The following is a 25,695-nucleotide window of genomic DNA, read 5'->3' as shown; positions in this document are numbered from 1 at the left end:
CGAAGGCCGCCCGGCTGAGCCGGGCGGCCTTCGTCGTGCGTGGTACGCCTCAGCCGGGGACGGCCGCGGGCTCGCCGGTCGGCACGGCGTCGACACCCGTCGGCACGGCCGGCCCGGGTACGACGGCAGCGGCCGCCGCGGTGGTGGGCGCAGCCGCCCGGGTGGCGGGAGCGGCGGCCTCGTGGGCCGGCGCGACCTGGCGGACCTCACCGGCGGCGAGGCGGTAGGACATGCCGACCACCGCGCACCGCCCGGCGGCCACCTCGGCGGCGATCACCGGGGAGTTGCCGAGCAGCACCTCGACGGTCTGCGCGATGTGGATGTCGACGATCCCGTCGATGTCGTGCACTCCCTGCTGGTCGGCGCGACGCAGGCTCGGCCCGACGGCGGCGACCACCGAGTAGAGGTGCCCCGGGGGCTGGGTGCCGGTACGGGCCGCCTCCCGGGCCGCCTGCACCGCCCCGCAGGAGTCGTGCCCGAGGACCACCACCAGCGGGGTGCCGAGGATCGTCACCGCGTACTCGACGCTGCCGAGCACCTCCGGCCCGGCGGTGTGCCCGGCGGTCCGGACCACGAAGAGGTCACCCAGACCCCGGTCAAAGATGATCTCGGCGGCCAGCCGGGAGTCGGAGCAGCCGACGATGACGGCGAAGGGATGCTGGCCGTCGGCGACGGCGGCCCGGTGGCTGGCACCCTGGTTGGGGTGGTGGGGCTCCCCGGCGACGAAACGCCGGTTGCCCGCCTGTAGTTCGGCCAGCGCCTGGGTCGGAGTGATCGGGGCCATTGCCTCACCTCGGTCCGGAATCGCACCTGGTCACGCCGGCCGGCGGCGACGACGGCCGTGTTCCCACGGTCACACGCAGCGAAAGGTACGTCAAGATTTCGTGATCCACGTTTCAGGCTTTGGTCGCCACGATGTCGACCAGGGGTCGAGGCCCACGGTCGACCCGGCGGCCGACGGCGGGCCTCCCAGGTACGGGCCATACGATGACGTCATGGCGACGACGACGGGCGGCACCGGGAGCACCCGGAACTGGACGTTCCTCACCAACCACGGTCACGTGCTGCTCGCCATCGCCCGCAACCCCACCGCCCGGCTGCGGGACGTCGCCGAGGAGGTCGGGGTGACCGAGCGGGCCGCCCAGGCCATCGTGGCGGACCTGGAGACCGGTGGCTACCTGCGGCGTACCCGGGTCGGCCGACGCAACGAGTACACGATCGACCCGAGCGGTCACTTCCGGCACCCCGCCGAGGCCGACCGCCAGGTCGGTGCCCTGCTCGCCCTCTTCACCCCCACCACGCCGACTCAGGCGTCGGGGCCCACGGCCCACCCGACCGACGCCTGAGGCATCAGCCCACCTGCCCGCCCGAACCCGGCGGCGACAGCCCGGGCGACCACGCCCCAGGCGGCAGCCCAGGTGACCGGGGCCCCAGGCGGCAGCCCAGGTGACCGGTGCCGAGTCGACGGCCCACCCCCGGTGCGTGCGTGGGCGGGCCGTCGGGCGTCCGGTGCTTCATCCGGGCCACGGCGCGGTGGCGGCACCCGGACCGCGCCCCCAGGCCGGGACGGCTCGACAGAACCGGCCCGGGGACGGCTCGACAGAACCGGCCCGGGGACGGCTCAGCAGAAGCTGCCGGCCCGCGCGCCGCCGTCCTGCCGGGTGGTACGGAGGTCGCAGAGGTCGTAGCCGTTGGCGGTGAGCGCCGCCTTCGCCGCCGTCGTCTGCGCCCCGGTCAGCGCCGGCTCCCGGGACAGGACGAAGCCGGTGCTGCGGTCCGGGTCACCGACGACCGCCCAGCGGTAGTCGGGGTCGAGCCCGATCACCACGTAGTTCGGCCCACCCAGGTAGAGCCACCGGCTGCCGAGCTTGAGGAACGACACGGTCAACGCCGAGTCGGCCGGCGGGTTCTCGCTGCGGGCCCGACCGGTGACCGCACTGGTGGTGCCGACGATGGTCTGGCAGGTGTTGCGGACCCCGACGGTGCCGTCGGGCTGGACGTCGTACCGGGCCTTGACGTTCTTGAAGCACTGGATCTCGAAGATCGCCGGGATGGCCGCGACCTGGTACCAGTCGCCCGCGTACCGCTCGACGTCGACGTCGGCGACCGGGGTGAGTGGCCCGGTGTCGACGGCGGTCGGCGCGGCCTGCGCGGGTACGGCGGTGGCCAGCACCGTCGCGGTGGCGACGGCGACGGCCGCGGCGACCTGACGACGTACTCCCATGGTGTCTCCTCCGGTCTGTTCGGTCCCGGCGCGGCAGGATGTCGCGCCGCCGGCCAATTGCCCGGACCGACCGGACGGAAACTGTCGGCATTCTCATCGCCGTCGATGCATCCGGGAGCAGGTCAGCGCGCGTATCCCTGCTGGGAACGGTCCGTCCACAGGGCACACCGTGGCCCGGGTCACTGGCCCGATCGGGTCGCCGACGCTGCGCGCACGGCCGGGTGGGGATAGGTTGGACGGGTGATCCGCCCAGCTTCCACCCGGCCCGTCTGGGTGTCGAGGCTGCGCGACCTGACCCGGTTGGCGGTCACCGCCCTGGTGCTCACCGTCGGCCTCGGCGGGCTGTTCGCCGCCACCGGCGGCCCGGCCGCCGCTGCCGCCCAGCCGCTCGTGGTGACCTCGCGGGTGGCCGAGCTACCCGCCGACACCTGCGCCGGTGACGACGCGTCCACCGAGACCCGTCCCGGTGCCGGGCGACCCGCCCACGGGCCCAGCCGGCCGCTGCCGGCCGGATCCGCCGACGAGCCCACGGTCCGGCCAGCCGCCCGGTTGGACGTGGCGACGCCGGACCCGGCCCGGGACGCCACCGGCCGGCGCGGCCCGCCCCGGCACTGAGCGGCGCGGCCCTCCTGGTCCCCGTCCCCGACCGCGCCCCGGTCCGAGGTGGGCCGGCCGGATCCGGTCCGTTGAGGACACGCCGCCCGTAGCTCCCGCCCCGACCGGGCCCCCGTCCGTCCACATCGTTGTTCCACCGTGAGGTGCTGGTGATGCAGACCGTCTTCTCCGCCGTCCTGCCCGACGTCCCCGCCGCCGCCGGAATCTGGCTGATCCTGCTCGCCGTCGCGGCCGTCGCCGTCGCGGCCCTGGTCGTCCGTCCCGACCGGTTCCGGCTGGCGGTGGCCCGCCGGTTCCGCGACGCCGCCCTGCCCGACGATCGGGAGCGCACCGAACAGGACCGGGAGCACACCCGGTACGCCGAGGAGGTCGCCGTGGCGGCCGACCGGGCGGGCACCACCGCGAGCCGGCTGCGGGCCGAGTGGCTGGCCACCCAGGACGAGGTCGAGTCGGCCTGGACGGCCCTGGAGTCGGCCGAGGCGCACCTGCGTCGGCTCGCCGCCGCCGCGGCCATGCCGCTGCCGCACACCGGGCAGACCCCGGCCGAGTACGCCGACCGGGAGCGCTGGCTGCACCGGGCCGCCGAGGAGGCACACCGCCGGGGCGAGCTGTCGGACGCGCAACTCGACGACGCCCTCGCCCACCGAGCCGGCTGGGACCCGCGCCGGCACCCCGTGGAGCAGGAACTGGTGCTGCGCCGCGCCACCCGGGACCACCTGGCCGCCCGGCACCGGGCGGCGGTCGCCCGGGAACAGGCGGCGTGGCGGGCTGCCGACCTGGCCGGGGCGGCGGCGCGCAGCCTGCGGGACGAGGCGTTCGCCGCGCGGGAGCGCCGGCCGGAGCGGGCCGAGTCGGTGCTGCCGATGGCGGACAGCCCGCGCCCGTCGGCCGAAACCACCCGGGAGAACCCCACCGTGGCACGCGGCCGGGCCGCTGTCGCCGCCTACTGACCCGACCGCGACCGGTCGGCCCGTCGGGTCGGCGACGGAATCCGGCGCGACGGGCCGGGCTGGGCTAGCGTTGCGGGCATGTCCCGGGAGATGTGGGCGCTCGTGGTCGTCGGCGGCATCCTGGCGCTGGCGACGCTGGTCGGCGCGGTCCTGCTGGCGGTACGGGTCATCCGCACCCGACGGCTGCTCGGCACGCTGGGCGTGGGCGGCAAGGTGGCCTTCTACGGCGCGCTCATCTACACGATCCTGCCGGTCGACGTGTTGCCCGACCCGATCTACCTGGACGACATGGGTGTGCTGGCCGGTGCGCTGATCTACCTGGGTCGCCTGGCCCAACGCCGTCGGGCCGCCGGGCCGCCGCTGCCCGGCCGACCTGGTGCCCTGTCCGACGCCTCATCCTCCCCGCCCGGCCAGGGTCGGACCGGGCGGATGATGTCATGATCGGGGCTGAACCGGGGCGACGCCCCGCACGGGACGGGAAACGGACATGGCCGGCAGACACCAGTTGGACCCGCACGACGAGCGGGTCCTCACCTTCTGCCGGGAGCGGCACCTGGCCACGCTGACCACCCCACGTCCCGACGGCACGCCGCACGTCGTACCGGTCGGGTTGACCTACGACGCGACGGCCGGGCTGGCCCGGGTGATCACCTCCGGTGGTTCGGCCAAGGCCCGGTACGTCGCCGCCGCCGGATCGGCCGGCGTCCCGGTGGCGGCCTGCCACCTCGACGGCCGTTGGTGGCTGACCGTCGAGGGTCGGGCGGTGCTGCGCACGGACCCCGACGCGGTGGCCGAGGCGGAGCGCCGGTACGCGGAGCGCTACCGCCAGCCGCGCCCGAACCCGGAGCGGGTCGTCATCGAGATCACCGTGACCCGGCTGCTGGGTTCCCTCCCGCCCCTCCCGTCCGACTAGGACCGATCCACCGACCGTGCGCCGGGACGGCCCCGCGCGGCAACACCGGCAGCGGGCGTCCGTCGCCCGGCCTGAGGTCGGCCCCGGGGTGCGTCCCCGGCGGGTCGGCCCGGGAAGTCGGAACCGGCAGCTCATCGACGGTGATGGTTCGGGTGCCCGGTGGTGGGTACAGGCCCCGCCAGGAGCCGATCCGCCCGCAACCGGTAAGGGGCACCGAGATGAGCAACGCACAGGCCACCACGGGTCAGGATGTCGTGGACGTCCTGACCGCCGACCACCACGAGATCGAGACGATCTTCGTGGAGCTGGAGAGCCGACAGGGCAGCGCCGAGCACCGTCGCCGGCTGGCCGACGTGCTGATCGCCGAGTTGGTCCGGCACGCGGTCGCCGAGGAGATGTACGTCTACCCGACCGCCCGCCGGGCGTTGCCCGACGGCGACCAGCTCGCCGAACACGAGATCGCCGAGCACGCCGTGGCCGAACGGACGCTGAAGGAGCTGGAGCCGCTGGACCCGTCCGACGCCCGCTTCGAGCCGCTGATCAGCCACCTGACGAAGAGCATCCGGCACCACGTGAAAGAGGAGGAGGCTGAGCTCTTTCCCCGGCTGCGGGCCGCCGTCGCCCACGAGGAGCTGGTCGAACTGGCCGACCGGGTTCAGGCGGCGAAGGGACACCTGCCGACCCGCCCGCACCCCGGTGCCCCGGACCATCCACCGGCGAACCGGCTGCTCAATCCCGGTGCCGGCCTGGTCGACCGGATCAGGGACGCGCTGAGCGGGCGGCCCACCACCAGGGCAGAGCTGCACGACCAGCAGGGTTGAGCGGGGGTGGTGGCCGTCTCCGGGTACCCCGCCGGGGCCGGCCACCACCCGCTCAGGCGCCCGGGGCGATCCGGCTGTCGTCGGCCGCGTCGGACACCACGATCGCCTCCATCGGGCAGGACTCGGCGGCATCCAGCACCGCGTCCGCCGGATCGATCCGTTCGGCCAGCGGCCGGGACAATCCGTCGACCAGCACGAAGTGGGCCGGGGCGTAGCCCGCGCAGATTCCTGCCCCGATGCACCGGGTCGGGTCCACGTGCACCCGCCAGCCGTGCTCCCCCATCTGTCCTCCGTCCTTCCGTCACCAGGTGACGGGCAACGCCGTCAGGCCCCGGACCAGCAGGCCGCTCTTCCAGGTCAGTGCCGACTCGGGCACCGCCAACCGCAGGCCCGGGGTACGGGCCAGCAGGGTCTCCAGGACCACCTGGAGTTCCATCCGGGCCAGTTGGGCCCCGATGCAGTGGTGCGGGCCGTGCCCGAAGGCGAGGTGCGGGTTCACCTTTCGGTCGAGGTCCAGCCGGTCGGCGTCGGGGAAGACGCTCTCGTCCCGGTTGGCCGAGGGGATGGAGACCAGCACCGGTTCACCGGCCCGGACCAGCACCCCACCGAGTTCGACGTCCTCCAGGGCGTACCGGGCGAACGCGGCGGTGGCACCGAGTGGGATGAAGCGCAGCAGTTCCTCCACGGCGGACGGCACCAGGGCCGGTTCGGCGCACAGCCGCTGCCAGACGTCCGGCTCGGTGAGCAGGACGTAGACCAGGTTGGGGATCTGGGTCACGGTGGTCTCGTGGCCGGCGGCCAGCAGGCCCGCCGCCAGGCGTACCATCTCGTCCTCGGTGAGTCGGTCGGCGTTGTCGTCGCGGGCCCGGACCATCGCCCCGATCAGGTCGTCGGTGGGGGTCACCCGCCGCTGGGCGATCAGCCCCGCCATGTACGACAGCAGGTTGTCGATGTAGCTCTGCGCCACCTCCGGTCGCAGGGACGTGGTCGACACGATCGCCTCCGACCAGGTGTGGAAACGGTCCTGGTCACTGACCGGCACGCCCAGCAGATCGCAGATGACCCGGATCGGCAGCGGGGTCGCGACATGGCTGACCAGATCGGCCGGCGACCCTGCGGCGATCATCCCGGCCACCAGGTCCTCGGCCAGTTCCCGGGTCCGCGGGCGGAGTTCCTCGACCCGTCGGGCGGTGAACGCCTTCGCCGCCAACCGGCGCAGCCGGCTGTGCTCGGGCGGGTCCATCCCAAGGATGCCGGCCTCCCGCTGGTAGGGGCTGCTGCGCGGCTCGTCCCGCCCGACGGCGGCGGCCCGGCTGAACCGGAGGTCACCCAGCACGGCTCGTACGTCCGCGTGCCGGGTGGCCAGCCAGGCCGGCTCACCGAACGGGAGTTGGACCCGGATCAGCGGTTCGTCGCGGCGCAGCCCGGCGTAACGGGGGTCGACGTCGAGCCGGTGCGGATCGCTGAACGGGTAGGGCCGGGCGATCGTGGCGTGCGTTGTGTCGGTCACCGGGGATGCTCCCTCTCGTCGACGGCCCGCAGTGCCGCGTGCCGGTCCACTCCACACGACTCAACGGTGAGTCATGCCCCGACTGCGGATAGTAGCGAGCCTCGTCGATGGTTACCAGAGGTGAGCAGCTATTGACACGACAATGCCGGACCACCCGAACGGGTGACCCGGCATTGGGAACGGCTCAGCGACCCTGGTCGCCCTCACCGGTGCGCGCCTGGATCGCGTCGACACCCTTGTCGATCTGCTCGTCGTGCTTGCCGCCGGTCCGCTCGTCGGCGAAGTCGCCGGCCTTGTCCAGGCCCTGGTCGACCTGCTTGTCGTGCTTGTCGGCGAAATCCTTGACCTTGTTCATGAAGTCGCTCATGGTGTCCTCCTCGTCGTCGGCCTGTTGCGTTCCCCGTCCGCCCGGGCACAAACACCGCAGCGCGGCGGCAGCGGGCGGACCACAGCGCCCGGCGGGTCGACCGCACCACCAGGGACCGGCACGACACCCCCGCTGAGCGGCGCGACAGGACAGTCCGGACGGCACCGTGCGGCGACAGCGTGCCGGCGTCACCCTTGCTGGGCGTGGCCGACCGGGTGCGACCGTCCTGAGCGGAACCCACCGGTCGGCACGACGTTGAGCCACCGGGTGTCGCGGCCGACCGGGTCGGGTATCGACCCCGCCGAGACCGAGGAGGATCCGACGTGGTCGAGGACGGTACCGGGCGTACGCCCGAAGTGACGGCTGCGGGTGCCCGCCCCAGCCCACGGCAGGCCTGGGCGGCGCTGCCCTGGCTGGTCCGCACGGCGGTGGTCTGGAGCGCCTGCCTGGTGGTCGTGGTGTTCGGGTGCTACCTGCTGGGGAAGGTGGCGGTGCTGCTCGCGCCGCTGGCGATCGCGGTGGCGGTCACCTTCTTCCTCACCGCGCTGCTCGACCCGGTGCTGTTGGCCCTGCGCCGGCTGCGGGTACCGGCCGCGCTCGCCGCGCTGCTGAGCGTCCTGCTGCTGCTCGGGGTGCTGGTCGGGGTGGGGGTGCTGGTGTGGAACCTGACCGCCGCCCAGTTCGGGGAGCTGAGCCAGCAGCTCGACGAGGGCCTGCAACGCTCCCGCGACTTCGTCACCGGGACCCTGCCGGTCAGTGACGCCCAACTCGACAAGCTGGTCCAGCAGGTCCGCGACGGCCTGGGTGGCAGCGCCCCGGACCCGGTCGGCGGGGCCCGTACGGCGGCCGAGGCGGTCGGCTCCGCCCTACTCGCCCTGGTACTGCTGTTCTTCCTGTTGAAGGACGGCCGGTCGATGTGGCACTGGGTGCTGCGTCGGATGACCGGCCCGAACCGGGCGGTGACCGCCGAGGCCGGTCGGGCCGGTTGGCGCACCCTCGGCGCGTACAGCCGGGGCACGATGCTCATCGCGGCCATCGACGCGCTCGGCATCGGGCTGGCGCTGGTGCTGCTCGGGGTGCCGTTGGCGCTGCCGCTGGCGCTGATCACGTTCCTCGGCGGCTTCGTACCGATCATCGGGGCGACGGTCGCCGGCGCGGTCGCCGTGCTGGTGGCGCTGGCCGCCAACGGTCCGACCACGGCGCTGCTGGTGCTGGCTGCGGTGATCGCCGTCCAGCAGATCGAGGGCAACCTGCTGGAGCCGTTGGTCATGAAGCGGCAGGTGCAGCTGCACCCGGCGGTGATCCTGGTGGTGGTCACGGCGGGCACCCTGATCGCCGGCATCGCGGGGGCGTTCGTCTCGGTGCCGATCGCGGCGGTCGCCTACCGGGTGGTCGACACCGTCCAACGGCACCGGGAGCAGGTCGCGTCGGCCCCGCCGGAAGACCGCCCGCACCACCGCCACGACGACGAGTCACCCGCCACCCCCGCCTGACCCACCGATCCGGCACCCCACACCGTCGGGCCACGATCGTGCTCGATCCGTGTCGTAGCGGCTTCCGCCTGATCCGAGCCCGCCGCACCATGGATCGAGCACGATCGTCAGCGGTACAGCCACCCAGGATCGTCACGGTGGGAGCGGTCAGGCCGGGACAGGGAGGTGGCGGCTGAACCAGTCGGCTGCGGCGTCGGCGACCTCGTCCAGGGTGCCCGGTTCCTCGAACAGGTGGGTGGCACCGGGCACCACCCGGAACTCGTGCGGGCCGGTCAGCAGCCCGGCGGCCTGTTCGTTCAGCGTGATCACCTGCTCGTCGAGGCCGCCCACCAGCAGCAACGTCGGCGCACGTACCCCGGCCAGGGCCGGCCCGGCCAGGTCGGGTCGACCACCCCGAGACACCACTGCGGCGACCCGCTGCGGACGTGCGGCGGCGGCCACCAGGGCGGCGGCCGCACCGGTGCTCGCCCCGAACAGGCCGACCGGCAGCCGGCCCAGCGCCGGTTCGGCAGCGAGCCAGTCGACGATCCCGGCGAGCCGACCGGCCAGCAGTTCGATGTCGAAGCGCAGCTCGGCGGTACGGGCGTCGACCGCATCCTCCTCGGCGGTGAGCAGGTCCACCAGCACCGTCACCAGCCTCCGGCGTTGCAGCACACGGGCCACCGCCACGTTACGTGGGCTGTGCCGGGAGCTGCCGCTGCCGTGGGCGAAGAGCACCACTCCCACCGCGTCGTCCGGCCCGTCGACGTCGGCCGGCAACCGGGCGTCCCGCAGCGGCACCGTCGCCTCGGCGCGTACCCCCATGGTGTTGCTCCTTTCCGCCGTGCGGTCGGTGGCGGTTACCCGCCCGGCGACCGCTCTCACCCGTGCCACTCTCACCCGCGCCGCGTCTGCCCGTTGCCTTGACACCGGCGACAAGGTCTAGCGTGACGCCAGGAACTCCGCCGAGGAGGTCGGATGCTGATCGGTGAGCTGGCGGAACGGGCCGGAACGAGCACCCGCACGCTGCGGTACTACGAGACGCGCGGGCTGGTCCGGCCACGCCGCTCGGCCAACGGCTACCGGGTGTACGACGAGGCGGAGCTGCGGGTGGTGCACGAGATCCGGGCGCTGCTGGCGGTCGGCTTCGGCCTCGACGACATCCGGCCGTTCGTGGCCTGCCTGCGGGCCGGCCACGCCTCCGGGGACGTCTGCCCCGACTCGGTCGCCGTGCTGCGTCGCAAGCTGGCCGAGGTGGACGCCTACCTCGACCGGCTGGGCACGGTACGGCGGCAGCTGCACGACCAACTCACCCAGGCGATCATCCAACGGGAGGAAACATGCCTCAGGACACGGCAGCGGGACAGTTGACCGCCGTCACCGACGCGACCTTCGCCGACACGGTGCTCGCCGCCGACCGGCCGGTGGTGGTCGACTTCTGGGCGGACTGGTGCCCGCCCTGCGTGGGGACCTCACGACACCTGGCCGAGCTGGCCGACGAATTCGGCGACCGGCTGCGGGTGGTCACCGTGGACACCGACGCCAACCCCGCCACCGCCCGGGCCTACGGGGTGATGTCGCTGCCCACCATGCTGGTGTTCGTCGGCGGTGAGGTGGTCGGCTCGATCGTCGGCGCCCGTCCGAAGAACCACCTGCGGCTCGCCTTCACCCGCCACCTCGACGCCTGAACACCGGACCGGCGGCGTCCACGGCGCTGTCCGGCGACGTCGGCGCGCGGCGGTGGTAGGGGCACAGCGACGTCGGCGGGCGATGGCGATGGCGGTGGCCGGCGACGTCGGCGGGCGGTAGCAGGGTGGCGGTGGCGAGCGGGGACGGCGTTTGCGGGGGCGGCGGGCGGGAAGACGCGCGTGACGTCGGCACCGGCGCAGCAGCGCCCCGCACGGATCACGAGGTTCGCCATGGCCAAGCGGAAGACACGTCAGCAGACCCGGACCATCGAGCAGGAACGCCCCGAACAGGACGCCGAGCGCAACCTCGACTGGGCGGACGAGGCGGCTCAGGCGCGTACCCCGGACGACCCACGGGCGGTCGCACCGCGCGATGCCGGTGGCCGCCCCTCCGACGGCCCCCAGTTCTGAGCCCCGGGGGCCTTCGGGGTCGAGGGAGGGCACCAGGCACGTGATCGTGGAGAGTTCTTGTCGCTCCCGCGACAAGAACTCTCCACGATCGAACCGGTCCGGCACGACCGGACACGACCGGTCGACGGGCACGACCCGGCCGGGCCGGGCCGGACGGGATCAGGCGCGGGACTCCGGAAGGCGCAGCAGCGGGGCCCGGCCGGGTGGTTGTTCCGGCGCGGGGGTCCGTTCGTGGGTCTGCGGCACGGGTACGGTGACCGGCGCGGCGGAGGTGACCCGGACGGTCTCCCCGTGGTGTCGCAGCTCCAGGGCCGTGTCGGGGCCACCGTTACGCAGCGAGTAGGTCGTCTGGTGGGGCCGGACGTCCACCCGCAGCCGCATCGACCGCCACTGCAACGAGAACTCCAACCGGCTCAACCCGCTGGACAGCCGGGGGGCGAACGACAGCTCGCCGTCGTGGTCGCGCAGCCCACCGAACCCGGCCACCAACGCGATCCAGGCCCCCGCCAACGACGCCATGTGTACGCCGTCGCGGGTGTTCTCGTTGAGGTCGTGCAGGTCCATCAGCGCGGCTTCCCGCAGGTAGCTGTGCGCCAGCTCGGGGTGCCCAACCTCGGCGGCGAGCACCGCCTGGGTGCAGGCCGACAGGGACGAGTCGCGCACGGTACGCCGCTCGTAGTAGAGAAAGTTGCGCAGCTTCTGCGCGTCGGTGAAGGCGTCCCCCCGCCAGTGCATCGCCAGCACCAGGTCGGCCTGCTTGACCACCTGCTTGCGGTACAGGTCGAAGTACGGGTAGTGCAGCAGCAGCGGGTACTTCTCGGTCGGGGTGTGCGCGAAGTCCCACTCCTGGAGCCGGGTGAAGCCCTCCACCTGCTCGTGCACGTCGAGGTCCTCGTCGTACGGGACGTGCATGGCCTGGGCGGCGTCCCGCCACTCGGCCGCCTCCTCCTCGGTCACCCCCAGGTCGAGCGCCTCGTCGCGCAGGCGCATCGCGCAGTCGGCGGCGGTGAGGAGGTTCCGCTGCGCCATCAGGTTGGTGTAGATGTTGTCGTTCTTGACGGCGGTGTACTCGTCGGGGCCGGTCACCCCGTCGAGGTGGAACCGGCCGTTGCGGTCGTGGTGGCCCAGCGAGCGCCACAGCCGGGCGGTCTCCACCAGCAGTTCCAGACCTATGTCACGTTCCAGCTGATCGTCACCGGTGACCAGGACGTAGCGGCGCAACGCGTCGGCGATGTCGGCGGCGATGTGGAAGGCGGCGGTGCCGGCCGGCCAGTACGCCGAGGACTCCGGGCCCTCGATGGTGCGCCACGGGAACGCCGCCCCGGCCAGGTTCAACGTGCGGGCCCGCTCCCGGGCCTGCTCCAGCGTGGCGTGCCGCCAGTACAGGGCGTCGCGGACCGCGCCCGGCTGGGTGTACGTCAACACCGGCAGGACGAACATCTCGGTGTCCCAGAACGCGTGCCCGTCGTAGCCCGGGCCGGTGAGCCCCTTGGCGGAGATCGGCCGGCGTTCGGCCCGCGCACCGGCCTGGAGCACGTGGAACAGTCCGAACCGGACCGCCTGCTGCACCTCCGGGTCCCCCTCGACCCGGACGTCGGCGGCGTCCCAGAACCCGTCGAGATATTCGCGCTGTTCCCGGTGCAGCCCGTCCCAGCCGGTCAGCCGGGCGGCGGCCAACGCCGCGCCGACCTGGTCGCGCAGGGCGGGCAGCGAGCGTCGGCTGGACCAGCCGTACGCGAAGAACTTGACCACCCGCATCGTCTCGCCGGGTTGGAGCACGCAGCCGATGGTGGTCCGGACCCAGTCCTCGTACCCCTCGGACTCGATGGTGGTCTTGCCCGGGGCGTCCACGTCGTGGCCCATCCCGGCGGCCACCCGCAGCCCGCTGACCTTGGTGCGGTGGATGAGCAGCCCGCCGTCGTCGGTGGTCAGCTCCTCCTCGGCCTGCAACGGCGACTCCAGCACGGCGGCGACCCGGGGGTCGCGGCTCTGCGCCGGCAGGTTCTCGTTGGCGACCAGCTCGGACTGGAGGATGAGCCGCAGCGGGCCGCTGACCGCCTCCACCTCGTAGTGGATCGCGGCGACCGACCGTTGGGTGAAGGAGACCAGCCGGGTGCTGCGGACCTTCACCTCCCGGCCGGCGGGCGAGCGCCAGTGCATCTCCCGGTGCAGGGTGCCGGCCCGCAGGTCGAGGACCCGTTCATGGCTGAGCAGCTCGCCGTAGCGCAGGTCGAGGGGTTCGTCGTCGACGAGCAGCCGGATCAGCTTGCCGTTGGTGACGTTGACGATGGTCTGCCCCGACTCGGGGAACCCGAACCCGGCCTCCGCGTACGGCAGCGGACGCAGCTCGTAGAACGAGTTGAGGTAGGTGCCGGGCAGGCCGTGCGGCTCACCCTCGTCGAGGTTGCCCCGCAGCCCGATGTGACCGTTGGAGAGCGCGAACACCGACTCGGACTGGGCCAGCACGTCCATGTCGAGGCGGGTCTCCCGGATGTGCCACGGCTCGACCGGATAGGCGCGTTCCCGGATCATGCGGCCGGCCCGGTCAGCAGGTCGGCGAGGTCGGTGACGACCACGTCGGCGCCGTGGGCGCGCAGCTCGTCGGCCTGGCCGGCCCGGTCCACCCCGATCACGTGCCCGAAGCCACCGGCCCGCCCGGCGGCCACCCCGGCCAGCGCGTCCTCGAACACGGCCGCGTCGGCGGGGGCCACCCCGAGCAGCTCGGCGGCGGCGAGGAAGGTGTCCGGGTGCGGTTTGCCGCGCAACCCCTCGGCGCGGGCGACCAGCCCGTCGACGCGTACCTCCAGCAGGGGTTCCAGGCCGGCGGCGGCGACCACGTCGCGGCAGTTGGCGCTGGCCGAGACCACCGCGCGGCGCAACCCGGCCTGCTCGGCCGCCTTCAGGTAGGCCACCGAGCCCGGGTACGCCTCGACGCCGTCGTGGTGGATCCGGTCCAGCAGGACGACGTTCTTGCGGTTGCCGACGCCGTTGACGGTGTCCGCGTCGGGCGGGTCGTCAGGGCTCCCCTCGGGCAGGGTGATGCCCCGGGAGGCGAGGAACGAGCGCACCCCGTCGGCGCGCGGTTTCCCGTCGACGTAGCGGTTGTAGTCCGGGCCGGGATCGAACGGCCGGAACGGTTCGCCGCCGGCCTCGGCGTGCCGGCGCAGCAGGTCGTCGAAGGTCTGTTTCCAGGCGGCGTTGTGCACCTTGGCGGTCTGGGTCAGCACGCCGTCGAGGTCGAAGAGGCAGGCGGTCACATGAGCAGGTAGGCCCAGCACGCTACGAATCTATCCACCGCCCCCACCGGGCAAACCCCCGCCACGCGGGTCAGCGGTGCGGGCGCAGGGTCCACAGGACGGTCATGGTGGCGGTGACGGTGCCGTCGGCGGTGCCGATCTCCACCGCGACCGGGAACTCGGGGCGTTGCCCGGCGTCCAGTTCGGCGAGCACCTCGGCCGGGGTGCGACCGAGCCGCGCGGTGGCCCGCACCTCCCCCATCGCCACCCGCCGGTACGCGATGTCAGCCCGCACGGCCAGCGGCACGGCCCGGTCGAGCACCTGCCCGAACGCGGCCATCACCACCGCGCCGGAGGCGGTCTCGCCGAGGGTGAACATGGCCCCGGCGTGCGGGCCGCCGACGTGGTTGTGGGTGGCCGGCGAGTCGGGCAGCCGGACGACCGCCCGGACCCCACCCTCGGCCTCGGGCGCGACCTCGACGATCTCGAAGCCGAGCGTGCGGGCGAACGGGACGGCCCGGAGCACCCCGGCCGCCACCTCGCGGGAGTCGATGGTCATGACCCCGAGGTTACCCGCCGGTAAAAACCCCCACCAGCACCTGCCGACCCCCGACCACCACCCCGCCAGAACCGGTCGACCCACGCGCACCCCCGCCCCGGTCGACCGCCACGACCTCATGATCCACACAGTTCCCTGGAAATAGCGGCATCCAGGCGGGCGGAGACCACTACATCCACGAAGTTGCGCGCAGCGCCAGGGGCAGAGAAGCGCCGGGGGCAGGGTGGGGTCAGCGCCAGCCGACGTCGATGCGGTCGCCGCGTTCGTCGAAGAAGTGCAGGGCGTCCATCCGGACCGCCACCGCCATCGGGTGCCCCGCCGAGATCGCCGGGTACGGGGCCAGCCGGACCGCCAGCTCGGCCGGGCGGCGGTGGTGGCGGCCGGGGTCGTTCAGCACACTGGTGCGGTTGTCGCCGGCCGTCCGTTCGACCTCCTCCGGCTCGCCGGCCCGCCCGGTGAGCCGGGACATGACCTGGCCGAACCGGCGCAGTCCCCGCTGGCCCGGGGCGGCGTCCTCAGCGGGGGCGCTCATCTCGTCGACCATGATGGCGGTGGCGCCGATGTCGAGGAAGGCCAGCGACTCGTGCCCGTGGTGCTCCAGGTAACGGACCCGGCCCTGGAGCACGTCACCGGGGGTGTCCGGGGCGACCGGGGTGAGCGCCTCGGCCCGCATCCCGACCACGATCCGCTCGCCGTGGTAGTGCGCCACGGCCCGACTGCGGATGTCGTCCCACGGCAGGTAGAGCGCCTGGTCACCGAGGGTGAGCGTGACGTACCGGTCGAGGTGGACGTAGACCGACGCCTCCAGCAGGTTCATCCGGGGGCTGCCGAGGAACGCGGCGACGTAGAGGGTCGCCGGCCGGCCGTACACCTGGGTGGGGGTGCCGACGTCCTGGAGCACGCCCTTGCGCATGATGGCCACCCGGTCGGCCATGGTCAGCGCCTCGGCCTGGTCGTGGGTGACGTAGATGGTGGTGACGCCCAGCTCGCGGGTCAGCGCGGAGATCTCGGCACGCAGCTCCGCCCGCAGCCCGCTGTCGAGGTTCGACAGCGGCTCGTCCATCAGGAACAGCCCCGGCCGGCGGACGATCGCCCGACCCATCGCGACCCGCTGCCGTTGGCCGCCGGAGAGCTGGCTCGGTTTGCGGCCGAGCACGTCGCCGATGCCGAGCGCGCTGGCCACGTCCTGTACCCGCTCGCCCCGGGGCACCGGCTCCACCCCGGACAGCTTGAGCGGGAAGCCGATGTTGTCACCGACGGTCATGTGCGGGTAGAGCGCGAAATCCTGGAAGACCATGGCGATCTTCCGGTCGCGCGGCGGCAGGTCGTTGGCGACCTCACCGTCGAGCATCACCGCGCCGGTGGTCGGCTCCGCCAGTCCCGCGATCATCCGCAGCACGGTCGACTTTCCGCAACCGGACGGGCCGAGCAACACCATGAACTCACCGTCGACGACGTCGAGACTGACGTTGTCGACGGCAACTGTCCCATCCGGGAATACCTTTGTGACGTCCTTCAACGCGACGGTGGTCACCGTCTCCTCCCCCAGCTTGGCCGAACCCCGGGTTGACTGTGACGAGCATCATCGGGTTAGCACATCGGGTAAACGTGCCATGTTCGACTGATGACAGCCCTATTACGGGCCAGTACGGCGATCCGCCCGGATCACCCAGGTTCCCCCAGGAAGACCCGGCGGACCACCCGCTCCGCCGCGTGCCCGTCGTCCCAACCGCAGAACCGCTCCCGGAACGCCTGCCGCGCCCGCTCGGCCGACTCCCCGGTCACCGCGCCGCAACGGAAGACCGCACACAGCTCGTCGAAGGTCAGCGCGACCTCCCCCGGCGGCTCGGCGGTGACGTCGAAGTAGACCCCCCGGGCCAGCCGGTAGGCGTCGTGGTCCGGGGCGTAGATGACGATCGGCCGGTCCAGCACCGCGTAGTCGAACATCGCCGACGAGTAGTCGGTGACCAGCACGTCGGCCGCCAGATAGAGGTCCTCCACGCTGGCGACGTCACTGACGTCGACCACCCGACCCCCGGCCCGCCGCCGGGCCCGGCCCTGCCGGTCGTGGAAGTAGTGGCTGCGCACCAGCAACCGCCCGGCCGGCCCGAGCACCTCCAGCAGCCGGTACGGGTCGAACGGCGGCCGGTAACCGGGCAGGTGCTCCCGGTGGGTCGGCGCGTAGAGCACCACCCGCTCGTCCGGGGTGACGCCGAGCCGGGCCCGCACCGCAGCCACCTCCTCGGTGGTGGCGGTGACCAGCCGGTCGTTGCGCGGGTAGCCCACCTCCAGCCGGACGTAGTCCGCCGGATAGGCGCGGTCCCACATCTGGGTGGAGAACGCGTTGGAGCTGACGCTGTAGTCCCAACGCTCCACCCGGCGCAGCAGCCCCGCGAAGTCCATCCCGACCGCACCGAGCGGGTACCGCTGCTGGTCCAGCCCCATCACCTTGACCGGGGTGCCGTGGTGGGTCTGCACGTGCACCTGACCGGGGCGCTTACGCACGAAGTCCGGGAAGTTGACGTTGTTGACCAGCCAACGGGCCCGCGCCAGCACCCGCTGACAGTCGAGGGTGCCGGCCACGACGTACTCGGTGCCGGGCGGGAGGGTGTCGATCCGGTCCCGACGGACGATCCACACCCCGCGTACCTGCGGGGCGAGCCGGCGGGCGGCGGCGTGCACCGCCGCCGGGTTGCAGGCGTAACCCCGGTACCAGTAGGCGGCGTAGACGGCCAGCGTCGGGTCGATCGGCCGGCGCATCTCGGCCCGGTAGCACTCGTGCAGCAGCGCGTCCCGGGCCAGCCGGGCGGTGCGCCGGGCCACCGGCCGGGCCCGCCGACCGGCGCTGCGGGCGACCTCCCGGGCCTGGTTGGCGGTACGCAGCGCGCTGAACGTCCGCCACCTGCCGGCGGCGACCAGCCGGTGCTTGAGCCCGTCCCACCCGTCCGGCACCGGATAGCCTCCGGTGGGTCGGAACCGCCGGTGGTCGGCGGTGATCCGCTGGAAGAACGCCGGCCGCAGCTGCGGGGCGATCCGGTCGCCGTTGCCGAGCACGGTCAGGTAGTGCCAGATCATCCGTTCGAAGACCACCGGTCGCAGCTCAGCCAGGTCGGGCCGCTCGTCGAGGAACCCGAACACCCGGTGCCACTGGTCGAAGACCTCGAAGTGCCGGTCGTCGAGGGTCCGGGTGATCGCACCGGCCCGGCGCTGCCGGTAGTTGACGCAGACCCGGTCGAGCACCCCGATCCGCCCGGCGGCCAGCAGCACCGGGTAGCTGAACGCGACGTCCTCGTACCAGCCGGGGGCGAAACGCAGCCCGAGGCCGGTGAGGAACTCCCGGCGGACCAGCCGGTTCCAGGCGGTGTGCAGCAGGCGCAGCGCCTCCGGCCGCTCCGCCAGGCGGAACGTCGCCGCGCCTGGCGGTTCGGGAAACACCTCCGACAGGGCGCTGCGGGTGGCCCGCTCGTCCCAGTGCACCCGGACGTGGTCGACCAGCAGCACGTCCGGACGGGTGGCGGTGAGCCGGTCGGCGACCTCGGGCAGGCAGTCGGGGGCGAGCCAGTCGTCGCCGTCGAGGAACCAGACGTACTCGCCGGTGGCCCGGTCCAGCCCGGCGTTGCGGGCCGGACCGAGCCCCACGTTGCGTGGCAGGCGGAGCGCCCGGACCCGGGGGTCACGGGTGGTGTACTCGTCGAGGATGTCGCCGCAGGTGTCCGGGGAGCCGTCGTCGACCCCGATCACCTCGATGTCCCGCACCGGCTGGCCGAGCAGCGAGTCCAGGCATTCGCGCAGGTAACCCTGCACCCGGAAGGCCGGTACGACGAAGCTGATCAGCGTCATCCGCCCCGCCCCTGTCGTCAGCCCGGCGAACCACCCCGCACGGGTACGGCCGCCGCCCGGCTCGCGCGGGCCGGCAGGACGACCCAGGCCAGCACGACACTTGCCACGAACACCAGCAGAAGGTACGCACCGAGTGTAGCCATTACAGGGCTGGCAAATCCGGCGATCGCCGCCACCGCCAACAGCACCGAACGCCCCTCCCAGCCCAGCGTCCACCGGTGCAGGGGCGGGGCCACCTGCCGCTTCTCCAACCGGGCGGTCAGGTCGTAGTGGTGCACGGTCAGCACGAAGACGTACCCGAAGAGCAGCCACGCCGGCACCCCGCCGACCACCCCGACCACGGCGGCGAACAGGTACTCGCCGGCCCGCAACGCCGCCGGCACCAGCCAGTCCAGCGGCCCGTTGTGCGCCGCACCCGCACCCAACCCGGCCACCAGCAACACCAGCAGCGCCACCGGCAGCCACCAGCGCAGACCGCCCGGATCACCGTCGCCGGCCGCCCGGAACAACCCCACCACCAGCAGCACCGCCGGCCCGAGCACCCCGAGCACCGCCAGGGTCAACGGGCCCATCGGGCGGACCACCGGCAACCGGGCCGCCACCGGCCCGTCGTCACGGTGCAACGTCGCGTCGACCGTGTCCAGCACCGGCACCCACATCCAGCGCGCCCGCAAGGTCCGCAACGCGCCCGTGTAACCGAACGCCAGCACCCCCCACACCAGCACCGAGACCAGGCTGACCAGCGGCCCGAACAGCGCGGCGGTGACCGCGATCAACGCCCACCGCTCACCGATCGGGAAGACCACCGTCCGCTTCAGCCAGTACGACACCGAGCCGGTGTCCGCCTGCACCCGGGTCGAGGCGGCGTTCAGCTTCCCGCCGATCCCCCCGGCGGTCGGGGTGGCCGGGCGGGGTCGCCGGGCCGCCTCGTCGTGCAGCACCCCGTACCAGGCGTCGGTCATGTGCCGGACGGTCTGCAACGTCATCGCGGCGATCGCCAACGCCCAGCCGTAACGGAACCCGGCGTGCGTCGCGCCGTAGCCCAGCCCGGCGTAGACCAGGTACTCCTTCGCCCGGTCGGCCATCGTGTCCAGCCAGCCGCCCCAGGCGCTGAAGTGCCTGGTGTACCGGGCCAACTGCCCGTCCACGCAGTCGAGCACGAAACCCAGGTAGAGCAGCACCGCGCCGGCCACCAGGGCGACCCGGCCACCCGCGCCGAAGAGCACCGCCGCGACCACCGCGAACAACACCGAGATCATGGTGACCCCGGTCGGCGTCAGACCCAGCCGGGCACACGCCTTCGTCACGTACGGCGACCAGGTGCTGACGAAGTAGGTGGTGAAGAAGTCGTCGCGTTCCTTCACCGACAGCCGCAGCTCCGCCCGGTCCTCGTCCACCCCGGCCAGGGCCGCCTCGGCGGCGGCCAGGCCGGCCGGGTCGGTGACCCGGTGCGCCACGAGCAGGCGTACCCGGTGGGCGAAGGTCAGGGTGCCGAGGTCGGTGAGCGCCGCGAACAGCCGGTCCACGGCGGCACCGGCCACGCCCCCCGCTACCGGGCCGTGGGCGGCCTGCCCCGCCACCCGGCCATCGGCGGCCTGCGGGCCGTGGACGGCCTGCGGCGACGCCGGGCCGGCGGCGGCGCGGGCCGCGGCGGCCAGGGTCGGCAGGTCGTCCGCCCCGACCCGCACCGCGCCGCCGAAGACGCCGGTGGCGTCGGCCAGCTCCGGGCCCGCGTCGACCACCTGGCCGCGTTCCTCGCGGACCACCGTCTGACCGGCGGCCGGCGCGTCGGTGAGCACCAGGGCCACCGTCGGGCCGACCGGGCTGGTCACCAGATGCCGCAGTACGGCCGTGTGCGCGACCAGGTCGCCCCCGGTGACCAGCACCGGACCGGTGACGGTGTCGACCAGGGCGGCCAGCTCGGCGAGACCGGCGACGGTGTGCACCCGGTCCGCCCCGGCCCGGCGCAACTGGTCGGCGAGCCGGTCGGCCAGGGGTACGCCCGCGCCGGTGGGGGGGCCCGCGGCCGGCGCACCGGCGGCGAGCACGATCGCCAGGGTCACCTCGGCACCGCGGCGTGGTACGCGTCGAGCGCCTCCGCGACCGTCCCGTCCACGGTCAACCGCCCGCCGTCGAGGTAGAGCCCCCGACGGCAGAACCGGGTCAGATCCTTCTCGTTGTGTGACACCAGCACCAAGGTGCGCCCCTCCGCGAGCAGTCGGTCGATCGTCGAATAACACTTCCGGCGGAACTCCGCGTCGCCCACCGCGGTCACCTCGTCCATCAGCAGGATCGGGTGCGGCAGGTGCGAGATGATCGCGAACCCGAGCCGGACCTTCATCCCCGACGAGTAGTGCCGCACCGACGTGTCGATGGCCCGTTCCACCTGCTCACCGGCGAACGACACGATGTCGTCGAAGTGTCGCCGCAGGTAGCCCGGGGACAGTCCGTGCAGCCCGCCGACCAGATAGAGGTTCTCCCGACCGGTCAGGTCGTTGGAGAACCCGGCGGAGAGTTCCAGCAGCGGCGCGACGTCACCCCGGACGGTGATCCGCCCCTCGTCGGGGATCAGCACCCCCGCGATCAGCCGCAGCAGGGTGCTCTTGCCGGTGCCGTTACGCCCGATCACACCGAGCGTGTCGCCCGGCGCGACGGTGAACGAGACGTCCCGCAGCGGCCAGAACTGACCGGCGGTGGTGGCCCGGCCGCCCCGGTGGATGAACAACTCCCGCAGCCGCAACTGCCGACGCCGGTTGCGGACGAAACGGATGCCGAGACCCTGCGCCTCGATGATCGGCGGCACCTAGAGTTCCTTCAGCACGGCCGGTTCGAGCTTGCGGAACGCCCACCAGCCGGCCACCAGCACCAGCAGGCTGCCGGCGATCGTGGTGGTCAGCAGCCGGGCGTCCGGGAACTCGTCCGGGTACCAGATGGCGTGCTGGAGCTGGAAGATGCCGACCAGCGGGTTCAGCTCGTACGCCACCTTCACCCAGGCCGGCATGCCGGACTCCCGGACCAGGCTCAACGGATAGATGATCGGGGTGGCGTAGAACAGCACCCGGATGACCAGCCGCATGAACCGTTCCACGTCGCGCATCAACACGTTGACCGCCGACAGCAGCAGGGCCAGCCCGACCAGCAGGGTGCCCTGCACGGCGACGGCCAGCGGCAGGCTCAGCAGCGACCAGCCCAGCTCGATCCGGCCGTGTACGGCGTAGACGGCGGCGACGGCCAGCAGGATCGGCAGGCCCGCGACGTACTCGGCGAACCGGCCGGTGACCCGGCCGATCGGGAAGACCTGCCGGGGTAGGTTCATCGTGGTGATCAGGCGGGACTGCCCGGTCAGCGCATTGGTCGCCTCGCTCAACGCCGAACTGGTCCACATCCAGGCGAAGATGCCGGTGATCAGGAACAGCGGGTACGACCCGGCGGCCTCGCCGAGGTGCCGGTTGGTCGGCCCGGAGTAGAGCACCCCGAAGACGAAGAAGTAGATCGCGCCCATCCCCAGCGGCTCGATCAGCGACCAGAAGTAACCGAGCACGGACTGCTGGTATTTCACCGCGAGATCGCGTCTGACCAGGATGCGCAGCGAGTTGCGGTGCGACCACAACGCCGTGACGCCTGCGGTCACCGTCGCCTCCCGCCTGACAACAACGGACGACAGGTTAGCAGTCGGTGAACGAACGCCCCCTCAGCACTCGATCACGTTGACGGCCAGGCCGCCGCGTGCCGTCTCCTTGTATTTGACCTTCATGTCCGCCCCGGTCTCGCGCATGGTCTTGATGACCTTGTCGAGCGAGACGTGGTGCACCCCGTCGCCGCGCAACGCCAACCGGGCCGCCGTGATCGCCTTGATGCTAGCCACCGCGTTGCGCTCGATGCAGGGGATCTGCACCAGCCCCCCGACCGGGTCGCAGGTCAGCCCGAGGTTGTGCTCCATGCCGATCTCGGCGGCGTTCTCCACCTGCTCGGGGGTGCCGCCGAGCGCCTCGGCCAGCCCGGCGGCGGCCATCGAACACGCCGACCCGACCTCACCCTGACAGCCCACCTCCGCCCCGGAGATCGAGGCGTTCTCCTTGAACAGCACCCCGATCGCCCCGGCGGCCAGCAGGAACCGCACCACCCCCTCGTCGGAGGCCCCCGGCACGAACCGGGTGTAGTAGTGCAACACCGCCGGGATGATCCCGGCCGCACCGTTCGTCGGAGCGGTCACCACCCGGCCACCGGCGGCGTTCTCCTCGTTGACCGCGAGCGCGAACAGGGTCACCCAGTCCATCGCGCGCAGCGGGTCCGTCGAGCCGGCGTCGGCCTCCAGGCTGCGGCGCAGCTCAGCGGCCCGACGACGGACCCGCAACCCACCCGGCAGCACCCCGTCCCGCTCGCCACCCCGGGCCACGCACTCCCGCATCACCCGCCAGATGTCCAGCAACCCGGCCCGGACATCCGCCTCGCTGCGCCAGGACAACTCGTTGGCGAGCATCACCGCACTGATCGACAGGCCGGTGTCGGCGGTGACGTCCAGCAGCTCGGCGCCGGTCGAGAACGGGTGCCGTACGGCCGTGGTGTCCGACGTGATCCGGTCCGCCCCGGCCGCCGCCTCGTCCACCACGAACCCGCCACCGACCGAGTAGTACGTCCGGGTCCGCACCTCGACCCCGGCCGCGTCCCAGGCCACGAAGGTCATCCCGTTCGGGTGGTACGGCAGCGACCGGCGGCGGTGCAGCACCAGGTCCCGGTCCGGCTCGAAGTCGATCTCCTGGCCACCGGGCAGGGCGAGCCGACGCCGGGTGCGGACCTCGGCGACCCGGGGGCCGACACTGTCGGTGTCCACCGTCTCCGGGCTCTCACCGGCCAGCCCGAGCAGCACCGCCCGGTCGCTGCCGTGACCGTGACCGGTCGCACCCAGCGAACCGAACAGCTCCGCCCGGACCCGGGTGACGGTGTGCAGCAACCCGTCGGCCTTCAGCCCGGCGACGAAGGTACGCGCGGCCCGCATCGGGCCCACCGTGTGGGAACTGGACGGCCCGATACCGACACTGAAAAGGTCGAAGACACTGATCATCGCTGCGCTTCCTCGCCGTCGCCCGGTGGTGCCGGGTCCGGGCCGGGTCCGTGGCCGCCCGGGGTCCGCCGGTGACCTGCTGATCCCGCCCGGGGTGGGGGCGGTGTCGACCGGCGAGCCTACCCGCCCACCCCACCCCAGCCCCTTCCCGCACCCCGCACCCCGCACCCCGCACCCCGCACCCCGCACCCCGCACCCCGCACCCCGCACCCCGCACCCCGCACCCCGCACCCCGCACCAAGATCGTGCTCGATCCTGGTTGTAGTGGCATCCCTGCGCCTTGGGCGAGGCCACTACAACCAGGATCGAGCGTGATCTTGGTGCCCGAACGGCCGGGGTAGGCGGCGCGGGCTGTGGCGGGCAGCGGCCAGACAGCGCGGGCAGCGGCCAGACAGCGCGGGCAACGGCGGGCAACGCAGGCAGCGCGGGCAACGGCCAGGCAGCGCGGGCAACGGCCAGGCAGCGCGGGCAGCGCCCGGGGCATCAGCCGGGGCCGACTCGGGTAACCACCTACGGGTACGGGGTCACCGGATCACTCTCGGGACGGAGGGCAAGGTGGCCACCCCTTCCTACCGTGGAATGCAGCGCGGCGGATCGCCGCAGAGTGGAGTTAGACGATGAGTCGCAAACTGGTCCGACCCCGCGAGGGGCGCATGCTCGCCGGTGTCTGTGCCGGCCTGGCCCGCCGGTTCAACACCTCGGCCACCCTGGTCCGGCTGCTGTTCCTGCTCTCCCTGCTGCTGCCCGGCACGCAGGTGATCGTCTACCTGGTGCTGTGGATCCTGATGCCCAACGAGGACCGCTACGCCACCACCACCTACTGACCGCGCCGGGCCACCCGACGAAGACCGTAACGCCGCCGCCCGACGAGGCGCATCGCTGCCGCCGCGCCGCCCGACGAAGATCGCATCGCTGCCGCCGCGCCGGGCGTCGCCCGGTCACCGTGGATGCCGCCTCCCGTCCCAGGGAGGCGGCATCCTGGCGTTCCCACTCCCTGACACCAACCCCATCGACATCCACAAGCCCCCACCCGATCAATCACCCGTCGACAGCGTGCAGATGGGGTTACACGCGGTGATCAAGAGGTTTACGTCAACTTGAAGATCAAGAATGACGTAAACCTCTTGATCACCGGGATCAGCCGGGGCACCGGGGGCACCGGGGTCGCCGGGGTCGCCGTTGGGCGTGGTGCTGTGCGCTTGCGGTGAGGGGCTGCGGGTTGGCCGGGGCGCGGACGGTGGGGGCGCTGCGGGTCAGGGGGCCGTGTAGGTGATGGTGATCTTTTCGTAGCCGAGCGAGCGGAGCAGGCCCTCCAGCATCTTGCGGGTGTTCTCCTCGGCGCGCTTGGCCAGCCCGCTGTCCCGGGCCGCCGTGGTGATCCGCTCCTCGGCCATCCGGTAGACCTGCTGCTGCCGGTTGGGGTCGCCCTGGACCAGCTCACCGATCCGGTTGAACAGGCCGCGCTCCTCGGCGAAGACGTAGCTCTTGTCCATGTCGAGGTTGGTCTGGCCGAGCTGCGGCGCGGGCAGCTTGATCTCGACGGACTTACCGTCGGCGGACGGCACCACCGCCCCCTCGCCGATCTTGCCGAAGTCCACGTACGCCTCGACGCTGCCCGCCCCGACGAAGAGGGTCCGCTGGTTGAGCAGGAACTCCGGCACGTTCTTACGGTCGTTCTGGAGGTCGACCACGACCTGGAAGTTGCCCTCGGCCGCGACGTAGCGGCTGAGGTCCTGGATCGACTTGAGCAGCGGCGGCTGGCTGCGGTCGGTCTGTTCCTTGGCGAACGGGTTGCGGAAGTCCGGGAAGAGCCCGGTCACCTGCGTACCGAGCAGCACCACCACGACCAGCGCCGCCGCGCCGAGCACCCAGAGCAGCCCCCGGGCCGGGCCGCCACCGGTGCGGGGCGGGTCGGCCGGTGGGGTGTCGGGGTCGACCGGGTCGCCCGACCGGGTACGCAGTGTGTCGGCGGTCGGGTAGCCGGGGAACTCACTCTGGGGGGTCTCACCGTCGCGGGCCATCGCCCT

Annotated in this window: 27 protein-coding genes; 11 read left to right on the top strand and 16 right to left on the bottom strand. The window is 72.8% G+C overall.

Features of this window, described 5'->3' with window-relative positions; all coding sequences use genetic code 11:
• Positions 1–49: 49 nt before the first annotated feature.
• Positions 50–784: a carbonic anhydrase gene (locus ACQP2H_RS02920; protein WP_208565656.1), complete on the bottom strand. Its 735-nt coding sequence runs from the start codon at positions 782–784 to the stop codon at positions 50–52.
• 211 nt (positions 785–995) lie between these two features.
• Here ACQP2H_RS02920 and ACQP2H_RS02915 point away from each other — a divergent pair, with 211 nt between their 5' ends.
• Positions 996–1,346 carry a helix-turn-helix transcriptional regulator gene (locus tag ACQP2H_RS02915; protein WP_219466227.1) on the top strand — a complete coding sequence of 117 codons (351 nt, stop codon included), beginning with the start codon at positions 996–998 and terminating at the stop codon, positions 1,344–1,346.
• 275 nt (positions 1,347–1,621) lie between these two features.
• Here the strand turns inward: ACQP2H_RS02915 and ACQP2H_RS02910 are convergent, their stop codons facing one another.
• Entirely contained in the window at positions 1,622–2,224 is a 603-nt protein-coding gene (locus ACQP2H_RS02910; protein WP_219466223.1) for a lipocalin family protein, read from the bottom strand.
• A gap of 240 nt (positions 2,225–2,464) precedes the next feature.
• On the opposite strand from ACQP2H_RS02910, the gene ACQP2H_RS02905 reads away from it, so the two are divergent.
• The 5 genes from ACQP2H_RS02905 (at position 2,465) to ACQP2H_RS02885 (ending at position 5,523) form a co-directional block, all read left to right on the top strand.
• On the top strand, positions 2,465–2,839 hold the full coding sequence (locus ACQP2H_RS02905) for a hypothetical protein (protein WP_357533187.1): 375 nt from the start codon (positions 2,465–2,467) through the stop codon (positions 2,837–2,839).
• A gap of 152 nt (positions 2,840–2,991) precedes the next feature.
• Positions 2,992–3,789, top strand: a complete 798-nt coding sequence (locus ACQP2H_RS02900) for a hypothetical protein (protein WP_357533185.1) — start codon at positions 2,992–2,994, stop codon at positions 3,787–3,789.
• A gap of 78 nt (positions 3,790–3,867) precedes the next feature.
• Positions 3,868–4,230, top strand: coding sequence for a YkvA family protein (locus ACQP2H_RS02895; protein WP_357025532.1), 363 nt, complete (start codon positions 3,868–3,870; stop codon positions 4,228–4,230).
• 46 nt (positions 4,231–4,276) lie between these two features.
• Positions 4,277–4,702 (top strand): TIGR03618 family F420-dependent PPOX class oxidoreductase, encoded by a 426-nt coding sequence (locus tag ACQP2H_RS02890; RefSeq protein ID WP_219466212.1) that lies wholly within the window; start codon positions 4,277–4,279, stop codon positions 4,700–4,702.
• Positions 4,703–4,920: 218 nt separating this feature from the next.
• Complete coding sequence (locus tag ACQP2H_RS02885) at positions 4,921–5,523, top strand: hemerythrin domain-containing protein (RefSeq protein WP_433230885.1); 603 nt, start codon at positions 4,921–4,923, stop codon at positions 5,521–5,523.
• A gap of 52 nt (positions 5,524–5,575) precedes the next feature.
• Here the strand turns inward: ACQP2H_RS02885 and ACQP2H_RS02880 are convergent, their stop codons facing one another.
• The 3 genes from ACQP2H_RS02880 to ACQP2H_RS02870 form a co-directional block, all read right to left on the bottom strand.
• Positions 5,576–5,806 carry a ferredoxin gene (locus ACQP2H_RS02880; protein WP_208565648.1) on the bottom strand — a complete coding sequence of 77 codons (231 nt, stop codon included), beginning with the start codon at positions 5,804–5,806 and terminating at the stop codon, positions 5,576–5,578.
• 18 nt (positions 5,807–5,824) lie between these two features.
• Positions 5,825–7,033, bottom strand: coding sequence for a cytochrome P450 (locus tag ACQP2H_RS02875; protein ID WP_219466206.1), 1,209 nt, complete (start codon positions 7,031–7,033; stop codon positions 5,825–5,827).
• A gap of 184 nt (positions 7,034–7,217) precedes the next feature.
• Positions 7,218–7,400: an antitoxin gene (locus ACQP2H_RS02870; RefSeq protein ID WP_219466194.1), complete on the bottom strand. Its 183-nt coding sequence runs from the start codon at positions 7,398–7,400 to the stop codon at positions 7,218–7,220.
• A 323-nt stretch (positions 7,401–7,723) separates the two neighbouring features.
• Here ACQP2H_RS02870 and ACQP2H_RS02865 point away from each other — a divergent pair, with 323 nt between their 5' ends.
• Positions 7,724–8,893: an AI-2E family transporter gene (locus ACQP2H_RS02865; RefSeq protein ID WP_308290988.1), complete on the top strand. Its 1,170-nt coding sequence runs from the start codon at positions 7,724–7,726 to the stop codon at positions 8,891–8,893.
• 147 nt (positions 8,894–9,040) lie between these two features.
• On the opposite strand, the gene ACQP2H_RS02860 is transcribed toward ACQP2H_RS02865, so the two are convergent.
• Positions 9,041–9,697: a dienelactone hydrolase family protein gene (locus ACQP2H_RS02860; RefSeq protein ID WP_219466191.1), complete on the bottom strand. Its 657-nt coding sequence runs from the start codon at positions 9,695–9,697 to the stop codon at positions 9,041–9,043.
• Positions 9,698–9,850: 153 nt separating this feature from the next.
• On the opposite strand from ACQP2H_RS02860, the gene ACQP2H_RS02855 reads away from it, so the two are divergent.
• From ACQP2H_RS02855 to ACQP2H_RS02845, 3 genes are all read left to right on the top strand, one after another.
• Positions 9,851–10,243, top strand: coding sequence for a MerR family transcriptional regulator (locus ACQP2H_RS02855; protein WP_433230880.1), 393 nt, complete (start codon positions 9,851–9,853; stop codon positions 10,241–10,243).
• Positions 10,213–10,560, top strand: coding sequence for a thioredoxin family protein (locus ACQP2H_RS02850; protein ID WP_279632642.1), 348 nt, complete (start codon positions 10,213–10,215; stop codon positions 10,558–10,560). The genes ACQP2H_RS02855 and ACQP2H_RS02850 overlap by 31 nt, the downstream gene beginning before the upstream one ends.
• A 180-nt stretch (positions 10,561–10,740) precedes the next feature.
• On the top strand, positions 10,741–10,971 hold the full coding sequence (locus ACQP2H_RS02845; protein WP_433230877.1) for a hypothetical protein: 231 nt from the start codon (positions 10,741–10,743) through the stop codon (positions 10,969–10,971).
• A gap of 159 nt (positions 10,972–11,130) precedes the next feature.
• Here the strand turns inward: ACQP2H_RS02845 and ACQP2H_RS02840 are convergent, their stop codons facing one another.
• The 9 genes from ACQP2H_RS02840 to ACQP2H_RS02800 all read right to left on the bottom strand — a co-directional run bounded on the left by ACQP2H_RS02840 (position 11,131) and on the right by ACQP2H_RS02800 (position 23,668).
• Positions 11,131–13,503, bottom strand: a complete 2,373-nt coding sequence (locus ACQP2H_RS02840) for a glycoside hydrolase family 65 protein (protein WP_219466178.1) — start codon at positions 13,501–13,503, stop codon at positions 11,131–11,133.
• Complete coding sequence (locus ACQP2H_RS02835) at positions 13,500–14,249, bottom strand: beta-phosphoglucomutase family hydrolase (protein ID WP_219466175.1); 750 nt, start codon at positions 14,247–14,249, stop codon at positions 13,500–13,502. Before ACQP2H_RS02835 ends, ACQP2H_RS02840 begins: the two co-directional genes overlap by 4 nt.
• A 49-nt stretch (positions 14,250–14,298) precedes the next feature.
• A complete protein-coding gene (locus ACQP2H_RS02830) occupies positions 14,299–14,766 on the bottom strand; it encodes a DUF4442 domain-containing protein (RefSeq protein WP_363820618.1) in 468 nt (155 codons plus the stop codon).
• 229 nt (positions 14,767–14,995) lie between these two features.
• Positions 14,996–16,300 (bottom strand): ABC transporter ATP-binding protein, encoded by a 1,305-nt coding sequence (locus ACQP2H_RS02825; protein WP_219466170.1) that lies wholly within the window; start codon positions 16,298–16,300, stop codon positions 14,996–14,998.
• A 131-nt stretch (positions 16,301–16,431) separates the two neighbouring features.
• Positions 16,432–18,606 (bottom strand): bifunctional glycosyltransferase/CDP-glycerol:glycerophosphate glycerophosphotransferase, encoded by a 2,175-nt coding sequence (locus tag ACQP2H_RS02820; protein WP_433230873.1) that lies wholly within the window; start codon positions 18,604–18,606, stop codon positions 16,432–16,434.
• A gap of 17 nt (positions 18,607–18,623) precedes the next feature.
• Positions 18,624–20,669, bottom strand: coding sequence for a DUF5941 domain-containing protein (locus ACQP2H_RS02815; protein WP_433230870.1), 2,046 nt, complete (start codon positions 20,667–20,669; stop codon positions 18,624–18,626).
• On the bottom strand, positions 20,666–21,409 hold the full coding sequence (locus ACQP2H_RS02810; protein ID WP_219466164.1) for an ABC transporter ATP-binding protein: 744 nt from the start codon (positions 21,407–21,409) through the stop codon (positions 20,666–20,668). Before ACQP2H_RS02810 ends, ACQP2H_RS02815 begins: the two co-directional genes overlap by 4 nt.
• Entirely contained in the window at positions 21,410–22,237 is an 828-nt protein-coding gene (locus ACQP2H_RS02805; RefSeq protein WP_208565637.1) for an ABC transporter permease, read from the bottom strand.
• A gap of 60 nt (positions 22,238–22,297) precedes the next feature.
• Positions 22,298–23,668, bottom strand: a complete 1,371-nt coding sequence (locus ACQP2H_RS02800; RefSeq protein WP_433230867.1) for an L-serine ammonia-lyase — start codon at positions 23,666–23,668, stop codon at positions 22,298–22,300.
• Positions 23,669–24,285: 617 nt separating this feature from the next.
• Between ACQP2H_RS02800 and ACQP2H_RS02795 the strand changes: the two genes are divergently transcribed.
• Entirely contained in the window at positions 24,286–24,492 is a 207-nt protein-coding gene (locus tag ACQP2H_RS02795) for a PspC domain-containing protein (RefSeq protein ID WP_208565635.1), read from the top strand.
• A 429-nt stretch (positions 24,493–24,921) separates the two neighbouring features.
• Here ACQP2H_RS02795 and ACQP2H_RS02790 read toward each other — a convergent pair whose 3' ends face one another.
• Positions 24,922–25,689: a DUF4230 domain-containing protein gene (locus ACQP2H_RS02790; RefSeq protein ID WP_357533170.1), complete on the bottom strand. Its 768-nt coding sequence runs from the start codon at positions 25,687–25,689 to the stop codon at positions 24,922–24,924.
• Between the last annotated feature and the right edge of the window lie 6 nt (positions 25,690–25,695).

The sequence above is a fragment of the Micromonospora sp. CA-248260 genome, from assembly GCF_050942205.1.
In the GTDB taxonomy this organism is placed as follows: domain Bacteria; phylum Actinomycetota; class Actinomycetes; order Mycobacteriales; family Micromonosporaceae; genus Micromonospora; species Micromonospora antibiotica.
The sequence above is the reverse complement of the archived record's forward strand: the minus strand, read 5'-3'. Positions and strand labels throughout refer to the sequence as shown.

Excerpts from the sequence above, each read along its gene's own strand:
- ACQP2H_RS02820 (WP_433230873.1), bottom strand. The coding sequence starts at position 18,606 with ATGACGCTGATCAGCTTCGTCGTACCGGCCTTCCGGGTGCAGGGTTAC.
- ACQP2H_RS02855 (WP_433230880.1), top strand. The coding sequence starts at position 9,851 with ATGCTGATCGGTGAGCTGGCGGAACGGGCCGGAACGAGCACCCGCACG.
- ACQP2H_RS02830 (WP_363820618.1), bottom strand. The coding sequence starts at position 14,766 with ATGACCATCGACTCCCGCGAGGTGGCGGCCGGGGTGCTCCGGGCCGTC.
- ACQP2H_RS02795 (WP_208565635.1), top strand. The coding sequence starts at position 24,286 with ATGAGTCGCAAACTGGTCCGACCCCGCGAGGGGCGCATGCTCGCCGGT.
- ACQP2H_RS02860 (WP_219466191.1), bottom strand. The coding sequence starts at position 9,697 with ATGGGGGTACGCGCCGAGGCGACGGTGCCGCTGCGGGACGCCCGGTTG.
- ACQP2H_RS02790 (WP_357533170.1), bottom strand. The coding sequence starts at position 25,689 with ATGGCCCGCGACGGTGAGACCCCCCAGAGTGAGTTCCCCGGCTACCCG.
- ACQP2H_RS02800 (WP_433230867.1), bottom strand. The coding sequence starts at position 23,668 with ATGATCAGTGTCTTCGACCTTTTCAGTGTCGGTATCGGGCCGTCCAGT.
- ACQP2H_RS02850 (WP_279632642.1), top strand. The coding sequence starts at position 10,213 with ATGCCTCAGGACACGGCAGCGGGACAGTTGACCGCCGTCACCGACGCG.
- ACQP2H_RS02880 (WP_208565648.1), bottom strand. The coding sequence starts at position 5,806 with ATGGGGGAGCACGGCTGGCGGGTGCACGTGGACCCGACCCGGTGCATC.
- ACQP2H_RS02870 (WP_219466194.1), bottom strand. The coding sequence starts at position 7,400 with ATGAGCGACTTCATGAACAAGGTCAAGGATTTCGCCGACAAGCACGAC.
- ACQP2H_RS02910 (WP_219466223.1), bottom strand. The coding sequence starts at position 2,224 with ATGGGAGTACGTCGTCAGGTCGCCGCGGCCGTCGCCGTCGCCACCGCG.
- ACQP2H_RS02890 (WP_219466212.1), top strand. The coding sequence starts at position 4,277 with ATGGCCGGCAGACACCAGTTGGACCCGCACGACGAGCGGGTCCTCACC.
- ACQP2H_RS02885 (WP_433230885.1), top strand. The coding sequence starts at position 4,921 with ATGAGCAACGCACAGGCCACCACGGGTCAGGATGTCGTGGACGTCCTG.
- ACQP2H_RS02900 (WP_357533185.1), top strand. The coding sequence starts at position 2,992 with ATGCAGACCGTCTTCTCCGCCGTCCTGCCCGACGTCCCCGCCGCCGCC.
- ACQP2H_RS02920 (WP_208565656.1), bottom strand. The coding sequence starts at position 784 with ATGGCCCCGATCACTCCGACCCAGGCGCTGGCCGAACTACAGGCGGGC.
- ACQP2H_RS02895 (WP_357025532.1), top strand. The coding sequence starts at position 3,868 with ATGTCCCGGGAGATGTGGGCGCTCGTGGTCGTCGGCGGCATCCTGGCG.
- ACQP2H_RS02915 (WP_219466227.1), top strand. The coding sequence starts at position 996 with ATGGCGACGACGACGGGCGGCACCGGGAGCACCCGGAACTGGACGTTC.
- ACQP2H_RS02840 (WP_219466178.1), bottom strand. The coding sequence starts at position 13,503 with ATGATCCGGGAACGCGCCTATCCGGTCGAGCCGTGGCACATCCGGGAG.